This is a genomic window from Desulfovibrio sp. X2 (assembly GCF_000422205.1).
Classification (GTDB): domain Bacteria; phylum Desulfobacterota; class Desulfovibrionia; order Desulfovibrionales; family Desulfovibrionaceae; genus Alkalidesulfovibrio.
In genome coordinates this window covers 14,232-36,382 of the sequence record NZ_ATHV01000002.1, presented here as the reverse complement: position 1 = coordinate 36,382, position 22,151 = coordinate 14,232, and the positions used below count along the sequence as shown (strand labels likewise).

Annotated in this window: 24 protein-coding genes and 1 tRNA gene; 11 read left to right on the top strand and 14 right to left on the bottom strand. The window is 68.8% G+C overall.

Annotation, left to right across the window (positions count from 1 at the left end):
* Positions 1–170 precede the first annotated feature (170 nt).
* The 3 genes from DSX2_RS17355 to DSX2_RS00925 all read right to left on the bottom strand — a co-directional run bounded on the left by DSX2_RS17355 (position 171) and on the right by DSX2_RS00925 (position 2,500).
* Complete coding sequence (locus DSX2_RS17355; RefSeq protein WP_020879146.1) at positions 171–920, bottom strand: hypothetical protein; 750 nt, start codon at positions 918–920, stop codon at positions 171–173.
* A gap of 109 nt (positions 921–1,029) precedes the next feature.
* Positions 1,030–1,818 carry an EF-hand domain-containing protein gene (locus DSX2_RS00930; RefSeq protein ID WP_020879145.1) on the bottom strand — a complete coding sequence of 263 codons (789 nt, stop codon included), beginning with the start codon at positions 1,816–1,818 and terminating at the stop codon, positions 1,030–1,032.
* Positions 1,819–2,050: 232 nt separating this feature from the next.
* Positions 2,051–2,500 (bottom strand): EF-Hand domain protein, encoded by a 450-nt coding sequence (locus DSX2_RS00925; RefSeq protein WP_020879144.1) that lies wholly within the window; start codon positions 2,498–2,500, stop codon positions 2,051–2,053.
* A 573-nt stretch (positions 2,501–3,073) separates the two neighbouring features.
* Between DSX2_RS00925 and DSX2_RS00920 the strand changes: the two genes are divergently transcribed.
* On the top strand, positions 3,074–3,727 hold the full coding sequence (locus DSX2_RS00920) for a flavodoxin family protein (RefSeq protein WP_020879143.1): 654 nt from the start codon (positions 3,074–3,076) through the stop codon (positions 3,725–3,727).
* A 77-nt stretch (positions 3,728–3,804) separates the two neighbouring features.
* Here DSX2_RS00920 and DSX2_RS00915 read toward each other — a convergent pair whose 3' ends face one another.
* Together DSX2_RS00915 and DSX2_RS00910 are read right to left on the bottom strand one after the other, a co-directional pair.
* Complete coding sequence (locus tag DSX2_RS00915; RefSeq protein ID WP_020879142.1) at positions 3,805–4,266, bottom strand: EF-Hand domain protein; 462 nt, start codon at positions 4,264–4,266, stop codon at positions 3,805–3,807.
* A 225-nt stretch (positions 4,267–4,491) separates the two neighbouring features.
* Entirely contained in the window at positions 4,492–5,847 is a 1,356-nt protein-coding gene (locus DSX2_RS00910) for an MATE family efflux transporter (RefSeq protein WP_020879141.1), read from the bottom strand.
* 628 nt (positions 5,848–6,475) lie between these two features.
* On the opposite strand from DSX2_RS00910, the gene DSX2_RS00905 reads away from it, so the two are divergent.
* Positions 6,476–7,681 carry a pyridoxal phosphate-dependent aminotransferase gene (locus DSX2_RS00905; RefSeq protein WP_236615053.1) on the top strand — a complete coding sequence of 402 codons (1,206 nt, stop codon included), beginning with the start codon at positions 6,476–6,478 and terminating at the stop codon, positions 7,679–7,681.
* A gap of 18 nt (positions 7,682–7,699) precedes the next feature.
* On the opposite strand, the gene DSX2_RS00900 is transcribed toward DSX2_RS00905, so the two are convergent.
* The gene (locus DSX2_RS00900; RefSeq protein ID WP_020879139.1) at positions 7,700–8,485 is read right to left on the bottom strand and encodes an ABC transporter permease; all 786 of its coding nucleotides are present in this window, start codon (positions 8,483–8,485) and stop codon (positions 7,700–7,702) included.
* Positions 8,478–9,413: an ABC transporter ATP-binding protein gene (locus DSX2_RS00895; protein ID WP_020879138.1), complete on the bottom strand. Its 936-nt coding sequence runs from the start codon at positions 9,411–9,413 to the stop codon at positions 8,478–8,480. Before DSX2_RS00895 ends, DSX2_RS00900 begins: the two co-directional genes overlap by 8 nt.
* Positions 9,414–9,661: 248 nt before the next feature.
* Between DSX2_RS00895 and DSX2_RS00890 the strand changes: the two genes are divergently transcribed.
* Positions 9,662–10,513, top strand: coding sequence for a hypothetical protein (locus DSX2_RS00890; protein WP_020879137.1), 852 nt, complete (start codon positions 9,662–9,664; stop codon positions 10,511–10,513).
* Between the two features lie 33 nt (positions 10,514–10,546).
* Here the strand turns inward: DSX2_RS00890 and DSX2_RS00885 are convergent, their stop codons facing one another.
* The 4 genes from DSX2_RS00885 to DSX2_RS00870 all read right to left on the bottom strand — a co-directional run bounded on the left by DSX2_RS00885 (position 10,547) and on the right by DSX2_RS00870 (position 13,441).
* A complete protein-coding gene (locus DSX2_RS00885) occupies positions 10,547–11,173 on the bottom strand; it encodes a hypothetical protein (RefSeq protein ID WP_020879136.1) in 627 nt (208 codons plus the stop codon).
* A complete protein-coding gene (locus DSX2_RS00880) occupies positions 11,170–11,814 on the bottom strand; it encodes a DUF2085 domain-containing protein (protein WP_020879135.1) in 645 nt (214 codons plus the stop codon). The genes DSX2_RS00885 and DSX2_RS00880 overlap by 4 nt, the downstream gene beginning before the upstream one ends.
* A 95-nt stretch (positions 11,815–11,909) precedes the next feature.
* The gene (locus tag DSX2_RS00875) at positions 11,910–12,200 is read right to left on the bottom strand and encodes a hypothetical protein (protein WP_020879134.1); all 291 of its coding nucleotides are present in this window, start codon (positions 12,198–12,200) and stop codon (positions 11,910–11,912) included.
* A 5-nt stretch (positions 12,201–12,205) separates the two neighbouring features.
* Positions 12,206–13,441 (bottom strand): PAS domain-containing protein, encoded by a 1,236-nt coding sequence (locus DSX2_RS00870; protein ID WP_020879133.1) that lies wholly within the window; start codon positions 13,439–13,441, stop codon positions 12,206–12,208.
* Positions 13,442–13,629: 188 nt separating this feature from the next.
* On the opposite strand from DSX2_RS00870, the gene DSX2_RS00865 reads away from it, so the two are divergent.
* The 5 genes from DSX2_RS00865 (at position 13,630) to DSX2_RS18490 (ending at position 18,131) form a co-directional block, all read left to right on the top strand.
* The gene (locus DSX2_RS00865) at positions 13,630–13,935 is read left to right on the top strand and encodes a hypothetical protein (RefSeq protein WP_020879132.1); all 306 of its coding nucleotides are present in this window, start codon (positions 13,630–13,632) and stop codon (positions 13,933–13,935) included.
* Positions 13,936–14,387: 452 nt separating this feature from the next.
* Positions 14,388–14,642, top strand: a complete 255-nt coding sequence (gene tatA, locus DSX2_RS00860) for a twin-arginine translocase TatA/TatE family subunit (RefSeq protein ID WP_020879131.1) — start codon at positions 14,388–14,390, stop codon at positions 14,640–14,642.
* Positions 14,643–14,951: 309 nt separating this feature from the next.
* Positions 14,952–16,217 carry an Nramp family divalent metal transporter gene (locus DSX2_RS00855; RefSeq protein ID WP_020879130.1) on the top strand — a complete coding sequence of 422 codons (1,266 nt, stop codon included), beginning with the start codon at positions 14,952–14,954 and terminating at the stop codon, positions 16,215–16,217.
* Positions 16,218–16,511: 294 nt separating this feature from the next.
* Positions 16,512–17,957 carry a putative sulfate exporter family transporter gene (locus DSX2_RS00850; protein WP_020879129.1) on the top strand — a complete coding sequence of 482 codons (1,446 nt, stop codon included), beginning with the start codon at positions 16,512–16,514 and terminating at the stop codon, positions 17,955–17,957.
* Between the two features lie 15 nt (positions 17,958–17,972).
* Positions 17,973–18,131: a hypothetical protein gene (locus DSX2_RS18490; protein WP_020879128.1), complete on the top strand. Its 159-nt coding sequence runs from the start codon at positions 17,973–17,975 to the stop codon at positions 18,129–18,131.
* Between the two features lie 103 nt (positions 18,132–18,234).
* Here DSX2_RS18490 and DSX2_RS00845 read toward each other — a convergent pair.
* A tRNA-Phe gene (locus DSX2_RS00845) sits at positions 18,235–18,310 on the bottom strand.
* Between the two features lie 285 nt (positions 18,311–18,595).
* On the opposite strand from DSX2_RS00845, the gene DSX2_RS00840 reads away from it, so the two are divergent.
* The gene (locus DSX2_RS00840; protein ID WP_020879127.1) at positions 18,596–18,844 is read left to right on the top strand and encodes a hypothetical protein; all 249 of its coding nucleotides are present in this window, start codon (positions 18,596–18,598) and stop codon (positions 18,842–18,844) included.
* A 65-nt stretch (positions 18,845–18,909) separates the two neighbouring features.
* Here the strand turns inward: DSX2_RS00840 and DSX2_RS00835 are convergent, their stop codons facing one another.
* Positions 18,910–19,413, bottom strand: a complete 504-nt coding sequence (locus DSX2_RS00835; RefSeq protein WP_020879126.1) for a YbaK/EbsC family protein — start codon at positions 19,411–19,413, stop codon at positions 18,910–18,912.
* A gap of 172 nt (positions 19,414–19,585) precedes the next feature.
* Here DSX2_RS00835 and DSX2_RS00830 point away from each other — a divergent pair, with 172 nt between their 5' ends.
* Positions 19,586–20,170: a helix-turn-helix domain-containing protein gene (locus DSX2_RS00830; protein WP_020879125.1), complete on the top strand. Its 585-nt coding sequence runs from the start codon at positions 19,586–19,588 to the stop codon at positions 20,168–20,170.
* Positions 20,171–20,414: 244 nt separating this feature from the next.
* Entirely contained in the window at positions 20,415–21,527 is a 1,113-nt protein-coding gene (locus DSX2_RS00825) for a linear amide C-N hydrolase (RefSeq protein WP_020879124.1), read from the top strand.
* A gap of 54 nt (positions 21,528–21,581) precedes the next feature.
* Here DSX2_RS00825 and DSX2_RS00820 read toward each other — a convergent pair whose 3' ends face one another.
* Entirely contained in the window at positions 21,582–22,064 is a 483-nt protein-coding gene (locus DSX2_RS00820; RefSeq protein WP_020879123.1) for a helix-turn-helix domain-containing protein, read from the bottom strand.
* Positions 22,065–22,151: the final 87 nt, after the last annotated feature.

Below are 22,151 nucleotides of genomic sequence, written 5' to 3'. Positions count from 1 at the left end.
CTTCCAAAAAGTGATTGAACACACAGCGGGAGAGGACAAAAACGTGAGGTTTCGACCGCGCAGGTGTGGCAGAATGACCTGCCCGGTGCGCGGCGCGTGAACTGCGCGGGTAAAGTGACGGACCAGCGCGATGCGGCTGGAGAGCGGAAAACGGCTGCGAATTATCGGGTTCAGGAAGCCTCTTCGTGGTCAGCTTCATGGCGGAGCAGGCGCAGCAGCGCGGCGCGCAGCCTGGCCCAGGGCGTGCGGCGCGCGGCCCGGCCTGCGGCAGGGGGCAGGTCGCGGAGTCCGGCCGCCTGCCCGGGGGCTCCGGCCGCGACCTGTTTTTCCGGCTCCCAGGGCTCGCGGGGAGGCACGGGCTTCCCGGCGTCCGGGAACGCCGTGAAGGCGGGAAGAAAGCTTTCGCCGCCGCCTTCCTTCCGGCCGTCGATCCGCCGCAGCTCCTCGAGGCACAAAAGCCCCGCGAGAACGCGCTCCCCGCCGGGCGGGCGCCTGCGCGGCGCCTGCCCATGCGCCTGCCCGTGGGCCTGGCCCGCTGCCTGGCCCGCCATTTGACCCGGGCGCTCGCCCCTGCGCCAGGCCTCACGCCAGTAGCGCGCGCACTCGCCGAGCGCGGCCACGGTCAGCCAGGCGCCGAAGCTCCGGCCGCCGAGCCCGAGCGGCCCCTCGGGCGAGGACAGGCCCTGGAACGCGGCGGCAAAGGCACGCCGCGCCATGCGCTCCACGTCCGGGCCGGGCACGTGCACGGCGAGCAGCGCGAAGAGCCGCTCCTTGTGGCGGCCCACGAGCACGGCCAGGGCGCGCGCGTCCCCGGCCAGGGCCAGGGCGGCCAGCCGCTCGTCTCCGCGGCCGTCCAGTTCGCCGTGTGCGCCGCTTGCGGCGCCCGTGTCGTCCATGACGCCGCCCGCGCCCTGTTTCATGTCGCCCGCATCCTCATGGCCGGCCCTCGCGCCGCAAAAGAAACTCCCCTCCCGCTGCGCCGGGCGCTCCGTCCGGTCTGCGGCTCCCCGGCGTGGACCGGCCCGCGCGTCAGGCCGTCAGGGAGACGCCCTGGTCCTCGAAGAGGCCCAGGAGCGTGTCCATCTGGTTCTGGTAGGCCTGCATGCCCTGCAGCAGGCTGCTGTTCTGCAGGAGCGAGCCGATCAGGCTGTCGCCGTTCGAGGCCGAGGACGCGGCGGACTGCATCTGGGACATGGCCTCCTGCCGCTTGGCCTCGATGTTGGCCTTGATCTCGTCCGAGGAGATCTCGCCGTCGCCGTCGGTGTCGATCTGGTCGAAGACCTCCTGGGTCATCTTGGTGCCGGACATCTCGGACATGCTGAGCGTGCCGTTGCCGTCCGTGTCGAGGTCGGAGATCAGATCGTTCGTCATCCGGTCCAGGGAGCCGCCCTGCATCCCGCCGTCCGGGGGCGGCGGAGGCGGCATCATGCCCGCCTGGCCCGCCTGGCTCATCTGGCCGAGCAGGCTCATGATGTCCTCGGAGCCCGCGTTGGAGGCGCTGCTCATGGAGCCCATGATGGACTGCATCTGGGTCATGAGGGCCTGCTGCCGGGCCTTGACGTCGGCCTTGATCTCGGAGGCGGAGAGCTCGCCGTCGCCGTCCGTGTCGATGGAGTCGAAGAGGTCCTGGCTCATCTTCGTGCCCGACGTCTCGGACAGGCTGATGGAGCCGTCGCCGTCCGTGTCGAGCGAGGAGATCAGGTTCTCCGTGATCCGGTCCAGGAAGTCCCCGCTCGAGTCCTGGTTCTGCTGCTGCTTCTGCAGAATCTCGTACAGGCTGCTCGAGCTCGAGGACCCTGAGATGGTGCTGATGCTCATGGGTCTTCTCCTTGGTTTGGGGTCGCCTCGGGTCGGAATCGAACCGGCTTCGCCGGGATCCGGCCGGATTCCGCCCGCAGATACGTTCCCTCGCCCCGGTTTCATCCATGCGCATCGTCTTCTTCCTGCAAGATCGTTTCGTCTTTCATCCGCGGTCGCCGAAAAAGACTCCCCTCCCATGTCGGCAAGGCGCGCAAACGGCCCGGACTCCCCAGTGCGGACCGCCGCGGGCCTAAGCCACCATGGAGACGCCGCCCGCCTCGAGCAGGCTCAGGAGGTCCATCTGGCCCTGCTGGTTCTGGTAGGCCTGCACCCCCTGCGACAGCGAGGAGCTGCTCTGCATCAGCGAGCTGACCAGGTTGCCCGCGTTGGACGAGGTCGCGTCGGCCATGGGCGGCATGCCGTCCGGCTTGTGGCTCTTGAAGTCGGTCGCGATCTCGTCGGAGGAGAGCTCTCCGTCGCCGTTGGTGTCGATGGAGTTGAACTGGTCCTCGCTCATGCCGGAGTCGGACAGCTCGTCAAGGCTGATGGAGCCGTCGTCGTCGCTGTCGAACTGGGAGATGAGGTCGGCGGCCATCTTGCTCTCGACGTCGCCGTCCGAGCTCTGGGCCTGCTTCTGCTGCTGCAGGATCTGGTAGATGTCGGTCGAGCTCGAGGAGCCCGAGATGGAGCTGATGCTCATGATCATCCTCCTTTAAGGTTGTCGTGGTGTTGTACCGGTGCCTCGTTGCTCGCGACCGCCGGCCGCCGCGGTTCAGGCCATGCCTTCCTCCCCGGGGCGCGCGCCTCCCGCGCCCCGACCGTCCCTGGTCCTCGGGGTTTCGGGACGGCCGCGAGGGCGAACGCCGCCCTGCGCGATCCGGTCCCCATCTGAACATGTTTACGAGGGCTTTGGGGCGGAACATGGCGGCTTGAGCGGGAAAATGACCAAACTCGGCCTGCGCCGGTCCGGCTTGACGGAGGGTGACGCGCCTTGACGGTCGTTGCCGTCCGGGGAGCGGCGGGAGGCGGCGCGCGATGCGCTCTCGAAAGGCGGGACGAGGGGGAGGCGACGGGTTCCGGCGGGGGATGGCTGGACGGGCGAGCTGCTTGGGAACTAGGCGGGTGGTATACTTTTGGTGCGTATGTACCGTTTCTGTCAGTTCTTGTTCTTATGGGCCGAATCGTCCATGCTGCACCACGCTGGTCGGACCGACCCGAACACGACAACGCCGCGCGTCCGGGGCGCGCGGCCGGAGAAACCCTGGAGAGACCCATGAAGGCCATCGCGATCAACGGCAGCCCGCGCAAGAAGTGGAACACCGCCACGCTTCTCGAGAAGGCCCTGGAGGGGGCGGCGTCCAGGGGGGCCGAGACCGAGCTCGTGCACCTCTACGACCTCTCCTACTCGGGCTGCATCAGCTGCTTCGCCTGCAAGAAGATCGGCGGGAAGAGCTACGGGAAATGCGCGGTCGAGGACGGGATCACGCCGGTGCTCGAGCGCGCCGCGAAGGCCGACGTGCTGATCCTCGGCTCGCCCATGTACCTGCACGCGGAGACGGGCGAGATGCGCTCCTTCATGGAACGCCTCGTCTTCCCCTACCTGACCTACACCCCGGGCTACGCCTCCATCTACCCCGGCAAGACGGCCGTGGGGCTCATCTACACCATGAACGTCACCGAGGAGCAGATGGCCGCCATCGGCCAGGACGTGACCGTGAAGAGCGCCAGGGGCTTCCTGACGCGGGTCTACGGCGGCTGCGAGGTCCAGCTCTGCTTCGACACCCTGCAGTTCGACGACTACGGGAAGTACCTCTCCACCGCCTGGGACCCCGCGGCCAAGGCCAAACGCCGCGCCGAGGTCTTCCCCGAGGACTGCGGGAAGGCCTTCGCGCTGGGCGCCGCCCTGGCCGACAAGGCCGCCGGATAGGCCGAGGCGGCCCGCCGGACGACGGGAAAAGGGGCGTGGCCGGGCCGCGCTCGTGCGGCGGCGGTCCGGCCCCGGGATCAGGCGGTCAGGGAGATGCCCGTGCCTTCGAGCAGGCTCATGAGGTCCGGCTGGTCCTGCTGGTTCTGGTAGGAGAGAAGGCCCTGCAGCATGCCGTTGCCCTGCAGCAGCGAGCTCAGGATGTCGCCGCTGTTGGAGGCGGCGGACTGCATGGACTGCAGCTTGGACATGAGCTCGTCCCGCTTGCTCTGGATGCCGTTCTTGAGCTCGTCCTGGGAGAGCTCGCCGTCCCCGTCGGTGTCGAGCTTGTCGAACTGTGCCTCGGTCATCTTGGTGCCGGACAGCTCGGACATGCTGAGCGAGCCGTTGCCGTCGCCGTCCAGGGAGGACATCAGGTTGTTCACGACCTGGTCGGCGAAGCCGCCGCCCGAATCCTGGTCCTGCTGCCGCTGCTGCTGCCGCTGCAGGATGTCGTAGATGCCGTACTGGTTGGAATAGTCCGAAACGGAAGTGATGCTCATCTCGTTCTCCTCGCTTCTGGGCGGCGTGGAATCTGCCTGAGATCAAGCAGGCTCTCAGGGCGGCAATATTTGCCGACCGGACCGCTCCGCCCCAATGCTGTGCAAGAAGAATTCCGCTCTGCCGGACGGTGAGCCATGGATTCTGCCGGATAGGACCGGCCGTCCGCATCCGTCGGTGTGCCGCCGGGAGGGAAGGGGATTGCGCGCCCGGTCCGGGCGCGTGTCTTAAGAGATGACGCGGAACTCCCGCCAGCGGTTCGAGCGCCAGCGGCGGTAGAAGACGAGGCCGAGGGTGATGATGTAGGCGGCGAGGCAGCACCACAGGGCATAGATGCCGAGGTCGAGCCAGAGGGCGGCCGCGCCGGGCAGGACCATGAGGCAGACCGCGGCCAGGGCCATGACGACCATGCCGTAGTGGATATCGCCCGCGCCCTTGAGCGCGCCGAGGTAGACCAGGGTCAGTGCGTCCACCACGGAGTAGGCGGCCACGAACCACAGCAGCCGCCGCGCCAGGGAGGCCACGGCCGGATCGCGGCCCGGCTCGCCGAAGAGGGCGAGCAGCGGGGAGGGGCAGGCCACGAACAGGAGCGCCATGGAGCCCATGTAGAGCAGCGTCAGGTGCAGCGTGCTCGTTGCGGCGTAGGCTCCCTCGTCCGGCCGTCCGGCCCCGATGGCCTGGCCGACCATGGTGCTCACGCCGATCGAGAGGCCGACCATGGGCAGGAAGGCCAGGTGGTTCAGCGCCAGGACCACGTTGGTGGCAGCGAGCTCGAGCGTGCCGAGCCGCCCCACCAGGAAGGTGAAGAACGTGATCGCGAAGAGATCCAGGAAGAACTGCACCCCGCTCGGCAGGCCGAAGCGCATGAGCTTGGCGAAGAGCGCCGGGCGGAAGCGCCAGCCGGAGCGCACCCGCCAGCGCGTCTCGTTGCCGCGCCGGAAGATGAGCAGCAGGTAGCAGCAGAGGATGGCGCTCCACGAGATGACCGTGGCCAGGGCCGCGCCCGCTATGCCCATCTCCGGGAAGGGCCCCACGCCGTTGATCATGCAGTAGTCCAGCGGCACGTTCAGGCACATGCCCAGGAAGTTGACCACCATCACCGTGCGCGTCAGCCCCCGGCCCGTGTAGAACGAGGAAATGCACGCCTCGAGCACGTTCACGCCCGCACCGAGCGTCACGATCCTGAAGTACGCGGCCTCGAGTTCCACGACCTCGGGCGGATGCCCGGCGGCCGCGAACAGCCACGATCCGGCGGTCGAGATCGCCGCCAGCGCCACCCACGAGCCGAGCGCGAACCAGATGCCCTGCCACAGGGCGGGCCCCACCTCCTCGTGCCGCCCCGCGCCCGTGTACTGCGCCACGAAGACGTTCACGTAGGAGACCGTGCCCATGAAGAAGCAGGTGAACAGGAACGCCGCCACGCCCGCGGGCATGCAGGCCGCGATGGCGTCCAGCGAATAGCGCGCCAGGAAGACCCGGTCCGTGAAGAACATCACCGTGACCGAGCCCAGGCTCAGGACCAGCGGCAGGCTTATCCTGAGCACATCGCGGTAGCCGCCCACCGCCCCATAGCGTGAAAACACCGTCCGACTCCTCGTAAACCACGTTCAGCGAAGCATGCCCTTAGCCCGGGGATGGGGATTGGGCAAGCATCACGGCCGAAAGGTTCGGAAACGTCGCTTCGGGCCGCGCGGTCCGCGCCGAACCCGCGCGCCCGACGCGACGCTTGCCTTTGCGGCCTTCTCCTCCTATGCTCCCCCCATGAACTGCAAAGCTCCCTTCAGCCCATCAGGCAGGCGCCTCGCGGGACACGCTCCCGAAGGCACCCGGCCGTGCGGCGTAGGGAATCCTTCCCTGCCGCCGTTCTCTTCTCTCCTTTCCCGGGCCCCCGGGAACGCCCCCGCCTCCGCTTCCGCCGCCTCCGCTGCTGCCCCTGCTGCTGCTCGATAGCCGGGCAGCGCCTCCTGGCGCACCGCTCGGCTGATCCTCGTGATCCGGACACCTCATCGGCTCTGGCCATGCAGCCGCGACCTTGCGTCGCGCGGCCGCGCGCCCGTTTCGAACACGCAGCACGTTTGGAGAGAGATCATGCATTTGCCGCAATCTTTGCCGCAATCCCTGTCGCAGTCTTTGTCGCAGCCCATTCAGCCGTCCGCCGACCCTGGTCTTCCGCATTCCGCCGACGCGGGCCGCATTCCCGGCTTCAGGTCCGTGCCGCGCACGGGCGTCATCCACGTCATGCACCGCGCCCGGGCGCTCGGCTTCACCCCGGACCATCCCGAGTGGGCCAACCTCGGCCAGGGCGCGCCGTCCACGGCAGAGCTGCCCGGCGCCGCGCCGCGCATCGAGCGCATCGCGTGCGACACCTGGGATCTGGAGTACGCGCCCGTGGTGGGCAGGCGCGACCTGCGCCAGAAGGTGGCCGAGTTCTACAACCATTTCCACCGCCAGGGGAAAGCCTCCCAGTACACCTGGCGCAACGTCTGCATCGCGCCGGGCGGGCGCGCCGCCCTGACGCGCGTGGCCGCGGCGCTCGGCAACGTCAACCTCGGCCACTTCATCCCGGACTACACGGCCTACGAGGAGCTCCTGTCCGTGTTCCGCTCCTTCACCTCCATCCCCATCCTCCTGGACCCGAAAAGCGGCTACCGCATGGCGCCGTCCGACCTGGAGCGGGAGATCGTCTGCCGGGGGCTCGGGGCGCTCCTGGCCTCCAACCCGTGCAACCCCACGGGGCGGCTGGTGGCCGGGGAGGAGCTGGCGCAGTGGGTGGCGCTCTCGCGCCGCCACGACTGCGCCCTGATCATGGACGAGTTCTATGCCCACTACGTCTACGGCGGGCGCGAGGGCAGGGTCTCGGCCGCGGAGTTCGTGGAGGACGTGGACCGCGACCCGGTGCTCGTGGTGGACGGCGTGACCAAGAACTGGCGCTATCCCGGCTGGCGGCTCGGCTGGATCCTGGGACCGGCCGAGGTGGTCGAGGCCGTGGCCAGCGCCGGGTCGTTCCTGGACGGCGGCGCGAACCATCCCCTGCAGCGCGCGGCGGCCGACCTGCTCTCCCCGGAGGTGGCCGAGCGCGAGATGGCGGCCATCCGCGCGGAGTTCGGCCGCAAGCGGGAGTACCTGCTGCGCGCGCTTCAGGGGCTCGGCTTCGTGGTCGAGGCCGCGCCCGAGGGCGCCTTCTACGTCTGGGCGAGCCTCGAGGCGCTGCCCGCGAAGTTCCGCGACGCCATGGTCTTCTTCGAGCGGGCCCTGGAGGAGAAGGTCATCGTGGTGCCCGGGCAGTTCTTCGACGTGAACCCCGGCAAGCGGCGGCCCCACTCCTGCTACCGCGACCACCTCCGCCTGAGCTTCGGGCCGGACATGGAGGTCCTCGAACGCGGCGTGGCCGGGCTCTCGCGGATGCTCGGGCGGTGAGCGCGGTGTAGGGCGCGCCTACTCCAGAATCTGCCTGCTCAGCCGCCCGGCCTTGCGCACGTAGGAGATGGTGGAGCCGAAGTAGATGCCTCCGGCCACGAGCCAGGGGAGGCAGAGGAGCCAGGCCCAGGTCAGGGAGGAGAGGTTGACGGTGCCGGTCTGCAACGCCTGGCGCATGCCCTCGAAGACGTAGGTGGAGGGGAAGATGCTGCTGAGCGCGCGCAGGCTCGGCGGCAGCACGCTCACGGGGTAGAAGACCGCGGAGAGCGGCTGGAGCAGGAAGGGGATGCCCCAGATGAGGGCTTCCGAGGCCCGGCCGTAGCGGAAGATGAGGCCCATGGTCATGAGGCCCACGGACCAGCCGAAGAGGAGCAGCGCGCCGTAGAAGGCCGGGAAGGTCCAGCCCATGCGCAGCATGTCGAAGCCGTAGAAGCTGCGCGCCAGCACGAGCAGGAAGACCGTGGTGACCACGGACTTGACGATGCCCACGGCGCAGGCCGAGATGACGATCTCGCTGGAGCGCAGGGGCGCGATGAAGAGGTTGATGATGTTGCGCACCCAGAACTCCTCGGTGATGGACAGGGAGACGGACTGCTGGGCGCGGTAGAGGACTTCCCAGTAGATCATGGAGCCCAGGAGGAACGAGACCACGCCGGGCCTCGCCACCTGGCGCATGTAGAGCGTGAGGAAGCCCCAGACGAAGAGGTTCATCAGCGGCCAGAAGAAGATCTCCATGATCCGGGGCAGGCTCCTGCGGTGCAGGTAGAAGTAGCGCAGCAGCATGGCCGCGATGCGCCTAGCCATCGCCGCGCTCCCGTGGGCAGGCCGGAGGGGTGTCCGGCTGCCTGCCGGACGGAGCCTCGGGCGGGATGTCCGGGGGCGGCGCGTCCGGTTCGGCCTCGGCTTCGTCTGCGGGCCGCGCGAAGATGTCGCCGCCGCGGGCGATGGAGATGAAGAGGCGCTCCAGGGACTCGGAGTGCGCCATGCGCACCACCTCGGCCGGGGTGCCGCGCGCGGCGATGCGGCCCTTGGTGATGAAGACGACCTCGTCGCACAGCTCCTCCACCTCGTGCATGTTGTGCGAGGTGTAGATCATGGTCGTGCCCTGCTCGGACTGGATGCGGCGAAGCGCAAGGCGCACGCGCTCCGCGATGTCCGGGTCGAGGCTCGCGGTGGGCTCGTCCAGGAAGAGGATTTCCGGGTCGTTCAAGAGCGCCTTGCACAGGTTCAGGCGCGTGAGCTGGCCCGAGGACAGGGCGCCGGTGCGGGCGTCGCGCAGGTGCTCTATCTCGAGCAGGCGCAGAAGCTCCTCGGTCTTGGCCTCGGCGCCGCGCACGCCGTAGAGCATGGCGAAGACCTTCAGGTTCTCCCAGACGCGCAGGTTGTCCGGCATGGAGATGTAGGACGAGGTGAAGTTCACGCGCGCGAGGATCGCGTGGCGGTCGCGCGGCATGTCCAGGCCGAAGATGCGGATGGTCCCGGCCGTGGGCGTGACCAGGCCGAGGAGCAGGTGCAGCGTGGTGGTCTTGCCCGCGCCGTTGGGCCCGAGCAGGCCCAGGATGGTGCCGCGCGGCACGGAGAAGCTGATGCCGTCCACGGCGTTCCCGTCGCCGAAGTTCTTGACCAGCCCGCTGACCTCTATCGCGGGTCCGACGGGCGCCGGGCCTTTTGCGGGCGCGTGCGGCGAGGCGGCGGGCATCGCCTGCGGGGAGGGGCGGTCGTCTGGGGACATGGCGCCATTGTAGCGCGCCCGGGCGTGAAGGCAACAAATTATAGGCCGCGACGTGAACGTGGGCATGCGGGATCGTGAACGGCGCGCAGGACGCGGAAAAGACCCGCACGACCCGCGCGGCGGGCTGATCGGGATGACAGGGGCGCGGCGGCCGTGCTAGCGTGAACACGCGCAGCCGGAGGTCCGGCGCGGCTTCCGGGATCGTCCCGGGATGCGGGGCCTGTCTGCGCGAGGAGGAACGCGGCGGCATGCCGGACATGCGGATGGTCGTTTTCATGCTGTGCGGGCTCGCCCTGCTGGGGCTCGCGCCGTGGGGGCTCGCGCCGGGCGCGGGTCCGGGGACGGCGCGGGCGCAGAAGGCCGAGGCCGAGGGCTATTCCATCCGCCGTCCCGGGCGGGCCGGGCTCTCGTCCCGGGAGGCGCTGCCCGCCGGGGCCACGGGAATCCGCGCCGTGCAGCTGCCTGAGGGCCGGGTGGACGTGCTCTGCGGGCGCTCGGCCTCGAGCCTGTGGGACTGCCTGAACCAGGCCAGGAAGCACGGCCGCGGGACCATCGACCTGCCGCCCGGCGTGGGGCTGGCGCACGTGGTGGACTTCTTTCGGGGCGCGCTGCGCTACTACGACCTGGACAGCGACTTCAGCCGCTACCGGGGATACCGCTTCGTGATGCGCTTCCGCATGCTGCGCGACGACGAGATCGAGGAGCGCCGGAACCTGCGCGCCGGGTCGCTGGGCGCGGGACTCGCGGGCGGGGCCGCGCTCGGCGTGCTGACGCCCTATCTGCCGCTCACCCCGGTGCTCTTCCTCGTGGACACGGCCCAGGCCGAGGCGGACCTGGACCACGCGACCGAGGACGCGGCCCGGCGCGGCGTCCCCCTGCCGGACAGGGGCTCGCTCGAGACGACCTACGAGGACTACCAGCGCAGGTACGAGGGCTACATGCAGGGAAGCCTCTCCCCGTCCGGGGAGGAGGGTGTGCTTGCGGAATACGCGGTCACGCAGTGCTACATCGCCCGGCCGAGGGAGCGAAAGCCCCTGCGCCTGGTGGAGGACGGCCGCTGGACCGTGCCTGCCCAGCCCCGCGTCCCCTCCGCGCCCTGAGCCTTGCGGCTCCTCGCCGTTTCTCCGCTCCGCCTAGTCTGCCTTGTCCAGGCCCGCAACCGGAACCGCGGTGTCCTCGGCCACGTAGCCCTTGACCTCCGAGCCCGCGGCATAGGTCGCGGAGTCGCCGCGGTTGAACATGAACGCGGGGCAGACAGCCAGGCCGAAGATGGAGGTCGCGGTCTCCTCGCTCTTGCCGCGCGCGGTCTGGATGCCGGAGGAGAGGAAGATGCTGCGGCCGTTGGCCGTGGCCATGGAGACGAGCTCGAACTGGATGGTCCCCGGCTTGCCCTCGTAGCCCGCCTTCTCGGACAGGGTGACGCGGCCGATGGCCATGTCGCCTTCCTTGACCACCCCGTAGCCGCCCGCGGTGACCGGCCTGATCACCGTGAGATAGACCGTGTCCCCCTCGGTGTAGTTGTCGCTGGAGATGGTCTTGGTCAGCTTCATGTAGACCGGCGTGTTGCGCGCCACGGTCACTTCCTGCAGCTGCGCCCCGGAGGCGGCCGAGGCAACGGCCGTGGCAGCGGCAGGGGCAGCGGCCGAGGCGTCGCCCGAAAAGGCGGCGGCAAGGCCCGCGCACAGGACGAGGAGGGCGGCGAGCAGGGCGGCCCCGATCTTGGACGGCACGGGCAGCGGGCGGGGGGCAAGGCGTCTCACGGGCGTTCTCCGGGTGCGGGGTTCAGGATCGGCAGGGGCCGATCCCGGAAAAGCGCGGTCAAGAATACGCGGTATCGGGGATAAAGGAAGAGCGAAATCACGCTTCCGGCCAGCGCTCCTGTGACGAGGCGCGAGGCCGTCGTGCTCGTCCAGGGACCCCCCCAGACGTCGCTCGCCAGGCCGTCCAGCAGGCAGGGCAGCAGGCCGAGCGCGAGGGCGGGGGGGGGCAGGGGCCGGGCCAGGCGGCGCGGCCGCCCGAGCAGCGCGGGCAGGGAGCAGAGCGCCATGGCGGCGTAGAGCGCGAAGCAGCGCTCGCACAGCCCCAGGTTGGAGTCGCCCAGGAAGAGGCAGCGCGAGGGGAGCTGGTGGCAGAAGCGGTGCAGGGCCGCGTACACGGAGGCGGACGCGGGCAGCCCCATGATCTCCATGACCGGCGCGGCCAGCGAGGCCAGGACCAGCCCCCAGGCCGCAAGCGCGGGCAGGGCCGTGAGCAGGGCCGCGGGCAGGTCCGGGAAAAGGCGCCGGGACAGGGCGCGAAGCGCCTCGGACGCGGCATGCGCCGCAGCACCAGCGGCGCCGCGTTCCCGGGCGTGGCCGAAGATGCGGACGGCCCGCGCGTCATGGAGGAGACAGGGGCTCATCCTATTTGAGTACGCCTGTCCCGTGCAGTCGGCAACGGATATCTGCAATCCGCATGGGAAGGCGCGGGGGGTGCCTCGCGCCGTTCTCGGGTGCGTCAGTCCTTGCCCGGGGGAGGGCAGTTGGGGCAGTCGTCCGGCGGGGCGTCCCTGTAGTGGGTCTGCCAGTCCGGGGCCAGGCAGTCCACGGTGCCGCCGAAGCCGGTCAGGAAGGCCTCCTGCGAGGGCACGCGCGGGGCGCGTTCGTCCGGGCACTCGGCCCGGCTGCGGTCCATGCGCCGGATCTCGTCCACGGAGAGATATTCCAGGCAGCCGCAGAAGACGCACTTGAAATAGGTGGCCTTGCGCAGGCAGTTGCAGTCGGTCTTGGCGAAGAGGTGCTTGCGCATGGGGCTCAGGCGGGCTGCTCGCGGGCGCGCAGCCTGTCGTCGCGCAGCATGACCACGGCGCCGAGCAGGATGCCGGAGCCGTCGCTGAAGGGCGTGACCGTGGCGAAGCGAAGCTCCGAGCTTCGCGTCTCGCGCAGGATGATGTTGTAGGCCGCGGGGGTCGTCTGCAGCCGGGCCACGTGGCCCGCGTCCTCGGGCGCCAGCACCTCCAGCCACTCGGCCAGGGCGCGGCCCGGGGCCTCCTCGGGCGGCAGGCCGTAGCGCTCGGCGAAGACCTCGTTGCAGAAGACCACGTTCTCGTCGAAATCCACCAGGGCCATGGCGTCCGTGATGGTGTCCATGACCTGGCGCAGCATGTCGAGCCCGGCCTGCCGGGTGCGCTCGGCGGCCTTGGCCTCGGTCACGTCCACGCCCAGGCCCAGCAGCAGCCGCTCGCCCGTCGGGCCCGTGTGGACGGTCAGATTCTCGCGCAGCCAGAGGAGCTGTCCGTCGCGGCCGTAGACGCGGACCTCCCGCACCAGGGGGCCGCCCCGGGCGGGCGCGCCGTTCGCGGCCGCGGCGAGCGCCAGCGGCCAGACCTGCCAGTCCTCGGGGTCGGCGTAGACCTGCGCCCCGATGTTCACCACCTGGCCGAGCAGCTCCTGGGACGAGGCGTAGCCGAGCAGGCGGGCGAAAGCCGTGTTGCAGTGCACGTAGCGGCCGTCCTCCGCGGCAAGCCACATGCCGACCTCGGCGTTCTCGAAGAAACCGCGATAGATCTCGAGGGCCTTGGCGCGGAGGCGCGCCGTGCGCAGCCTGCGGGCCGCGCGCTCGGCCGCGCGCACGAACTCCTCAGCGGCCGGAACGGGCGCGAAATCGGCGCCGCCCAGCCGCAGGGCGTGCAGGAGGAGGTCCGGCCCGGGCCGGGGGGCCGTGAGCACGAGGGGCATGGCCGGGAACTCCAGGCGCACGGCCTGGGTGAACTCCGCGTCCGTCTCCGCGCCCGTTCCCGCGGCCTCCGTCGCGGCCGGGGAGCCCTGGGACAGTCCGCAGCCGAGCACCGCCATGTCCGGCATGTCCGGGCCCTGTGCGCGAAGCGCACGCAGGGCGCCCGCCCTGTCCGCCGCGAGCAGCGGCAGGGCTCCGGCGGCGGACAGCAGCGCGGCCTGGCGCCGCGCCTCGGCCGGGTCGGCCTCGGCGCAGAGCACGCGCAGTCCGGTGAGCGGTGCGTCGGGCTCCTGCCCGGGAAGACTGTCGATCATCACGGCTCTGTCGTTGCTGTCTGGTTCGCGAAGCGGGGAGTGGGACGAAGTAAAGACTACGGGATGGTCGCGGGGTTTGTAAAGGATGCCGGATGGCGTCTATGGGGCCGATGCATGGACAGGTGAATTCTCGCACCTGGGTTGACAGTTTTTTACTCTGGGGTAGAAAGAATAGAATTATGAGAGAAATGTGTGATTGCAGTACCCCGAGGGAAGCTCGCGAGGCGGTCGAGAGGCCGTTCGACGGGGAGCCTGGCTGCACGCCGGTCAACGAGGCGGCCACCCGCGGCGGCGAGACGGCCGCCGAGCCCAAGGACTTCTGTCCCACCTGCGGCCGAAGGCTCGCGCCCGACGAGCGGCTCTACAAGTGCGGGCAGTGCGGTTCCTGGCTGTGCGAGGTCAACGAGCGCGTCCTGTCCGGCTCCGGATGGCTCTACTGCCCTGTCTGCCGCAGCATGTCCCGCTCCGAGTGGCTCGAGAGCTGGCCGGACTAGGCTCGCTTGCGTCCTTCCCCCCGCATTTCGTCGCGCGGCCCGGGTCTTCCGGCAGCGGCGGGCGGGCGCGTTCAGCCCGGCCTGGGAACCCGACGCCGTGTCTCCTCCCCCGCATCTTCCCGCATCTCTCGGTATCTCCCCGCATCTCCCCGCATTTCCCCGCAGCCCCCGCGCGGCATCCGGACATCATGCGGGCATCGGGCACACGCCGGACCGCAAAATCGTGTCCCCCATCCTGTCATCCTTTCGGGGTCCTCGTGCGTTTAATGGATTGCAATGCCCGGCCCGCATTGCGTGGGGCGTCATGATTTCGGATTTTTGCGGGCAACATTGTTCACGCCCCCTGCGGGGGCTTGCCCTTCGCCTTGAAAGAGCCTACCGTGGGCACGCTCCAAACAACCCGACCTGCCTTTCGGCAGCACTCCCCACGACCTTTTTTTGGGAGGAACACCATGTTTTTCAGAGTTTTGCAACCCGAGCACCTCATCGTCATCCTCGGCATCGCCCTTCTGGTCTTCGGACCGAGCAAGCTGCCTCAGCTCGGCAAGTCGCTGGGCAAGGCGATCCGTGAACTCAAGAACAGCATGAACGACGACGAGCCCGCGGCTGCGCCCGCTCCGGCCGCCGCCGTCCGGCCCGAGCCCATCCAGCAGGCCCAGGCCGCCGAGACCGTGCAGGCCGCGAGCGCGCAGACGGTCAAGGAGTAGCGATCAGGACGCGGCCCCGCCCGGGGCCGCTTGCCATACCCCGTGCGGGTCCGGCGCGGCCGCTTCGGCCTGCCGGAACGCGCCGCGAGAGGGGCCGTGGGCATTTCGCCCGCGGCCCCTCTCGCGTCCGGCGGTCCTTCTCCTCCATATCGCCTCCCGCCTTCTCCTCTGCGCCTGGGGCCCGCCGCGCTCGCGCTTGACAAGGCGGGCCGCTTGGCGAACTCTGGGCCGCATGTTCGGGCCCTGCGCCCGGCGGATTTCCGCGAGCGAAAACGACAGACGGCAACGGCATACAGGAACGGCTCCGCAATGCGCGCACTCCGCGACCTCATCCGCCTGCGCGACCGGCGCACCCCCCGCCGCACCGCGCTCAGCATCTGGAAATACGTGGGGCCGGGCTTCCTGGTCACCGTGGGCTTCATCGACCCGGGCAACTGGGCCTCGAACGTGGCCGCGGGCTCGGGCTTCGGCTACCACCTCCTGTGGATGGTCACCCTGTCCACGATCATGCTCATCGTCCTGCAGCACAACGCCGCGCACCTGGGCATCGCCACGGGGCTCTGCCTCTCCGAGGCGGCCACGCGCCATCTGAGGAAGCCCCTGGCCGTGTTCCTGCTGGCCTCGGCCCTCGCGGCCTGCGTCTCCACGGCCCTGGCCGAGCTTCTGGGCGCGGCCATCGCGCTGCGCATGCTCTTCGGGCTGCCGCTCTACGCGGGCACGCTGCTCACCGCGGCTCTCGTGGGCGTCATGCTCTACACCAACTCGTACCGCCGCATAGAGCGCTGGATCATCGGCTTCGTCTCGCTCATCGGCCTGTCCTTCATCTACGAGCTGTCCATCGTGCGCATCGACTGGCACGCGGCGGCCGCGGGCTGGGTCACGCCGCACCTGCCCGCCGGGGCCATGCCCGTGCTCATGAGCGTGCTCGGCGCCGTGGTCATGCCGCACAACATCTTCCTGCACTCGGAGATCATCCAGAGCCGCCAGTGGAACCTGGACGCGCCGGACGTCATCCGCCGCCAGCTGCGCTACGAGTTCCTGGACACGCTCCTGTCCATGATCGTGGGCTTCGCCATCAACAGCGCCATGATCCTGCTCGCGGCCGCGGCCTTCTTCTCGCACGGCATCGCGGTGGACGCCCTGGAGCAGGCCCAGCGCCTGCTCACGCCCATGGTCGGCGGCGCCTCGGGCCTCATCTTCGCCGTGAGCCTGCTGCTCGCGGGCATCGCCTCGAGCGTCACCGCGGGCATCGCGGGCGGCGCGGTGTTCGCGGGCATCTTCAACGAGCCCTACGACATCGGCGACAGCCACAGCCGCATGGGCGTGGCCCTGACCCTGCTCCCGGCCGTGCTCGTCATCCTCTTCATCAAGGACGCCCTGCAGGGCCTCATCGTCTCGCAGATCGCCCTCTCGGTGCAGCTGCCCCTGACCATCTGGCTGCAGGTCCACCTGACCTCGAGCCCCAAGGTCATGGGCCCCTACGCCAACTCCCTGGTGGACAAGACGCTTTTGTGGGTCATCGGCGCCGTGGTCGTGGCCTTCAACGTCATGCTCCTCGTGGACGCCTTCTCCTGATCGGCCCCCCCCGCGCCTCCTCTCCCACCCTGCCGTCTCCTCCGGCCGCGCGCAGCTCCCGTCGTGCCCGTCCGGCAATCCCGGCAGACAGGGATTACAGGCGTGCAAGAATATTCACGTGAAAATTGTTGAAATATACCGTGGAAGTCGTATGGGAAAAGCTGTGAGGCTTAAAAAAACGTAAGGAGGAAAGGGAAGGGAGGAACACGGACAAGACACACCAACGAGCCAGTCGCGTCGGCGAGTACATTGTACAAGTCACTGTCCATTTTCCATCACCAGGAGGGATGGGTCATGGAACAGAAAAAGACGGGTATCAGTGAAGACTGGATGGCGCTGTGGCTGGGGCTGCTCATTTTCATCCTGGCGATGCCGTATCTCTCGGGCGTGGATCTGCTCGGCTGGGCGGCAAAGCTCAACGTCTGGACCGACCTGGGCAAGGCCATCGCGCCGGTGTCCAAGACCGGCTATCCCGGGCTGTCGGGCTTCGGCTCGATGCTTCTCACCTTCGTCTTCCTGACCATCGTCATGCTCATCGGCGCCAAGGGGCTGGGTGCACCCTTGGGCAAGTTCACCGCATCCTTCACGGTCATCTTCTGGCTGAGCGTCATCTGCTTCATGATCGGCCACTGGGCGCCCATCGCGGCCACCCCGGACCAGCTCGGCAAGTTCGGGCTCTCCTGGTCGCTGAACCTGACGGGCGAGGCAGGCTTCATCGTCGCGCTCCTGGCCGGGCTCTTCGTGGGCAACTTCATGCCCGGCCTGGCCAAGAAGATCGAGACCGCGACAAGGCCCGAACTCTACATCAAGATGGGCATCGTCATCCTCGGCGGCGCGCTGGGCGTGAAGGCCGTGCAGGCCTCGGGCCTGGCCTCGGCGGTCATCTTCCGCGGCATGTGCGCCATCGTGGAGGCCTACCTGATCTACTGGGCGGTGGTCTATTTCATTGCCCGCAAGTACTTCAAGTTCAGCCGCGAGTGGGCCGCGCCGCTCGCCTCGGGCATCTCCATCTGCGGCGTGTCCGCGGCCATCGCCACGGGCGCGGCCATCCGCGCGCGGCCCGTGGTGCCCATCATGGTCTCCTCGCTCGTGGTCATCTTCGCGGTGGTGGAGCTTCTGCTCCTGCCCTTCATCGGCCAGCACTTCCTGTGGCACGAGCCCATGGTGGCGGGCGGCTGGATGGGGCTGGCCGTGAAGACCGACGGCGCGGCCGTGGCCAGCGGCGCCATCGTGGACTCGCTCATCCGGGCCAAGGCCCTGGCCGAGACCGGCGTGGCCTACAAGGAAGGCTGGATCCTCATGGCCACCACCACGGTGAAGGTCTTCATCGACATCTTCATCGGCGTGTGGGCCTTCATCCTGGCCATCATCTGGTGCACGATCATCGAGTGCAAGGCGGGCGAGAAGGTGCGCGTGGTCGAGATCTGGGACCGTTTCCCCAAGTTCGTGCTCGGCTACATCGCCACCTTCCTGCTGCTCCTCGTGCTCTGCGGCTCGGACAAGACCATGGTGCCCACGGCCCAGGCGGCCACGGGCCATGCCGACCTCTTCCGCGGCATCCTCTTCGCCATGACCTTCTTCACCATCGGCGTGGTCTCCAACTTCAAGAAGCTGTGGGAAGAGGGCATCGGCAAGCTGGCGGCCATCTACATCCTGTGCCTGTTCGGCTTCATCATCTGGGTCGGCCTGCTCATCTCCTACATCTTCTTCCACGGCGTCATGCCGCCGCTGGCCTCGTAGCAAAAGGAGGACGCGATGAATCAACAGCCGAAACTGGCCGAAGAGATCAGCAAGATGGAGTACGAGCCGCTCCTGCCCGTGGAGAAGAAGCTCATCGTCTGGAGCCTCTGCCTGGGCGTGGGACTGCTCTTCGTGCTCATCTGGGTCAGCTACACCTTCTTCCCGGGGCAGTAGGCGGGGAAGGGGAGCCAAGGGCAGGGAACCGCCCGCGCGCAGGAGCGCGCGGGCACGAAAAAAGGGCCTGGAGTCGCTCGACTCCAGGCCCTTGGACTTTCTGTGGTGCCGCGGCACAGAATTGAACTGCGGACACGGGGATTTTCAGTCCCCTGCTCTACCAACTGAGCTACCGCGGCACACGTCAGGGAAAAGCGATTTACACAAAAGCCCGGGGGCTGGCAAGGGCTTTTTTCCCGGGAATGGGCGCGCGAGGCTGACAGACAGGCGCCCGGGGCCTGAGGAATGCACTCCCCGCGGGCACTCGGGCGGTGCGCTCGCGACTGTCGGACAGGGGAGCCCCGGGCGTCCGTGGACCGATTTCAGGGGAGGCGCGGCGGGAATTCTGGAAAGGCCGTTGGTCCGGGCGCGGCAATGCGGTATGCTGGAGGCAATCCCTTTTTGCACCCGAATCGGAGGAAGCCATGTCGAAAAACACGAAGCAGACGTCCGCGACCATCGCGCAGCTGGCCTCGGAGGTGCTGCGGTCCGGCAGAGCGTCCAAGATCCAGAAGGAGTTCGCCGCATCCGCGCTGGCACAGGCCGACACCGACAAGCAGACCGGCGCCGAGATGGAGGAGAAAGCCGCTCGCGCGCTCACGAGCGGCAAGTACAACGAGACGACCAAGGCCCTGGCGGGCTCGATCCTGTCCCAGTCCAGGAAGGAGGACTAGGCCTTTCGCCGAAGCCTCTTTCGGGAGGCGGGGAGCTGCTGCGTCCGTGCCGCGGCCGTGCCCGGCTATGCTGCGCCCTCGCGCATGTCCAGCCAGGTCCCGCCGGTCATGGTTCCGAGCCCGTCCGGCGTGAGCCTGAAGACCGCGAACGGGCTGCCCGCTGCGGCCCAGATGGTGTCGTAGCGCTTCAGGTCCTCGTCGAGCAGGGTGCGCAGGGGCGCTGCGTGGCCTGCCGGGGGGATGCCGCCGATGGCGAAGCCGGTGGCCTGCTTGACGAAGTTCCCGTCCGGCTTTTCGAGGACAATGCCCGTGGCGGCGCGGATCTTGGCCGTGTCCACGCGGTTCACGCCCGAGGCCACCACGAGGACCGCCTGGCCCGTGGCCGCGTCGCGAAAGACCAGGGACTTGGCGATCTGGGCCACGGTGCAGCCGATGGACGCGGCGGCCTCGGCCGCCGTGCGCGTGGAGCCGGGCAGCTCCTTCACTTCGTAAGGACCGTCGGGTGAGTCGCCCAGGGACGACAGGAACTCCTGCACGCGCCTGGCGCCCGAATTCGTCACAGAAGCCATCGCTTCCTCCGCTCGTGCATCATGTTCGGCGGCTGCCTCTGCGGCCCGCCTGTTCCCGCTCCCGGGGCGCCGCCCGGCTTGCGCCGCGCGGCTCCGGCTGTTAGAAGCACCTTGTGCGCTAAAACGCACAGAGAATTTCTAGCACCGTACGCTATAACGCACAAGGGGCGCCATGACGCCGGATGATTTCAAGCGCTCCATCTCCCGCGCGTTGAAGGAGCAGCGCGAGCGCCAGGGGCTGAGCCTGGACGGCGCGGCGCGGCTCACGGGCGTGTCCAAGGCCATGCTCGGCCAGATCGAGCGGCGGGAGTCCGTGCCCACCATCGCGGTGCTCTGGAAGATCGCGAGCGGGCTTCGGGTCTCCTTCTCCGCCTTCTTCGCCTCGGCGGTCACCGGGGCGGCCGCTCGCGCCGGGACCGGTGCGCCACGCCCCCTGCCGGGCGATCCTTCGGACGAGGCGGCCTTTGCGGACGACCCGCACATGAAGGTCAGGGTCGTCTTCCCCTTCGATCCCGCCACGCGCATGGAGTTCTTCGAGGTCGCGCTCAGCGGATCGCACGAGCAGCTCTCCTCCCCCCATCAGCCCGGGGTCGTGGAGCACGTGGTGGTCCTCTCGGGCCGCCTCGCCGTGCTCTTCGACGGACAGTGGCACGAGGCCGAGCCCGGCCGGGCCCTGCGCTTCCCCGCCGACCAGCCCCACGGCTACCGCGCCGTGACCCCTGAGGCCACGTTCCAGAACGTCATCTGCTACACGTAGGCCCGGCCCCGGGCTCTGTCCTCTGCCCCTTGCTCCCGGCGGCCTCGCCTGTGCGCGTCAGGCCCGTGGCGCGGCGCTCGGACCATGGAATCCATTTTCGGCACTCCAGCCTGGACGGCGACGGCAGAGTGCGTATGCTTCGGGAAACAGATGCGGGAGAAGGGCTTCGCCAAGCCCCTCATCCCGCCGACCTGGCGCCCGCGGAGGCGCGCAGGGAACCCTCATCCGACAAGGAGCCAAGACCATGCCTGTCGTGCGAATCGTCCTGTCATTCCTCTCCCTGCTGCTTCTGCTCTCCGTCCTCCTGGCCGGAAGCGCGTCCGCCTGCACGGGCGTGCGGCTCATCGCCAAGAACGGCGACACGGTCTACGGCCGCACCATGGAGTGGGGAACCTTCGACCTCGAATCCCGGGTGGCCGTCGTGCCCCGCGGCCACGCCTTTGCCGGGCTCACCCCGGACGGCCCGAACGGCAAGCGCTGGAAGGGCGCATACGGCTTCGTGGCCCTGGACATGCTGCACAAGGAGATCTTCGCCGACGGCATGAACGAGAAGGGGCTGACCGTCGGGCTCTTCTACCACCCGGGCTTCGAGACCTATCCGGTCTACGAGAGGGCCAAGGCCGGGGAGAGCATCACCGCGACCGACGTGGTCTCCTACATCCTCTCGCAGTGCGCCGGCGTGGACGAGGCCCTCGCGGCCATGAAGAAGGTGCGCGTGGTCCCGGTGGTGGAGCCCTCCATCGGCATCCCCGTGGAGGGGCACTGGATGGTCACGGAGCCCTCGGGAAAATCCGTCGTCATCGAGTTCCACGACCACGTCATGCACGTCTACGACAACCCGCTCGGCGTCATCACCAACTCGCCGGGCTACGACTGGCACATGACCAACCTGCGCAACTACGTGAACCTCTCGGCCGTGGCCGTGCCGACCAAGCGTATCGAGGACATGAACTTCAAGCCGCTCGGCGGCGGCAGCGGCATGATCGGCCTGCCGGGCGACTTCACGCCCCCCTCCCGCTTCGTGCGCGCCGTGGCCTGGTCCCAGACGGCGCGTCCCCTGCCGGACGCGGGCGAGGCCGTCTACGAGCTGTTCCGCATCCTGGACAACTTCGACGTGCCCCTGGGCGCGTCCGAAGGCCCGGAGGCCGAGGGCCAGAAGGGCATGCGTAGCGACACCCAGTGGACCACGGCCTGGGACACGGCGGACAAGGTCTTCTACTTCCACACCCAGCACAACCGCCGCGTGCGCGAGGTGGATCTCAAACGGCTCGACTTCGCGGGAACGGACATCCGGCACATCCCCATGGACGCCCGCAAGGCGCAGGATGTGAAAGACATCACCGACGGCAATTCCTGACGCGCCCCGGCGGAACCGTCAACGGCGCGCCTCGCAGTCGAGCGGGGCGCGCCGTCAGTCCGCCTCGCCGCCGGTTCCCCTGTCAGCCCCGCAGCACGCCCCGCGGTCCTTCGGCATTTCCACCACCCCGTCCACCACCACCGGGTCCTCCCTGCTCTCGTACTCGTCCGAGGCGAAGAGGTCGCGGCCGCCGAGGAAGTCCTCGTAGTCCATGCCGAAGCGGCGAAGCGCCAGGAGGGCGGGGATGATCTTCCGGCCGATGGGCGTGAGCGTGTAGTCCACGCGGGGCGGCACCTCGGCGTGGGCCTCGCGCAGGATCAGGCCGTCGGCCTCCAGCTCCTTCAGCTGCCGCGCCAGCATGCGCTCCGAGACTGCCGAGATGGTGCGCCTGAGTTCGCCGAAGCGCAGTCGCCCGCACAGCGCGAGGTGGTAGAGGATGATCGGCTTCCACTTGCCGCCCACCAGGTCCAGCGCAAGCTCGTAGAAACAATGGTACTCCTTGCCCGCAAGGCGTTTCATGGCGCAGACCCTGAGCATCCTTCTCTCCTCGGCGGCTTTTGGAGGTTACCTTGGGGTAACTCCCTTACATCGCTGTAACTACTTGTCATGGTTAATTTTTGAGTT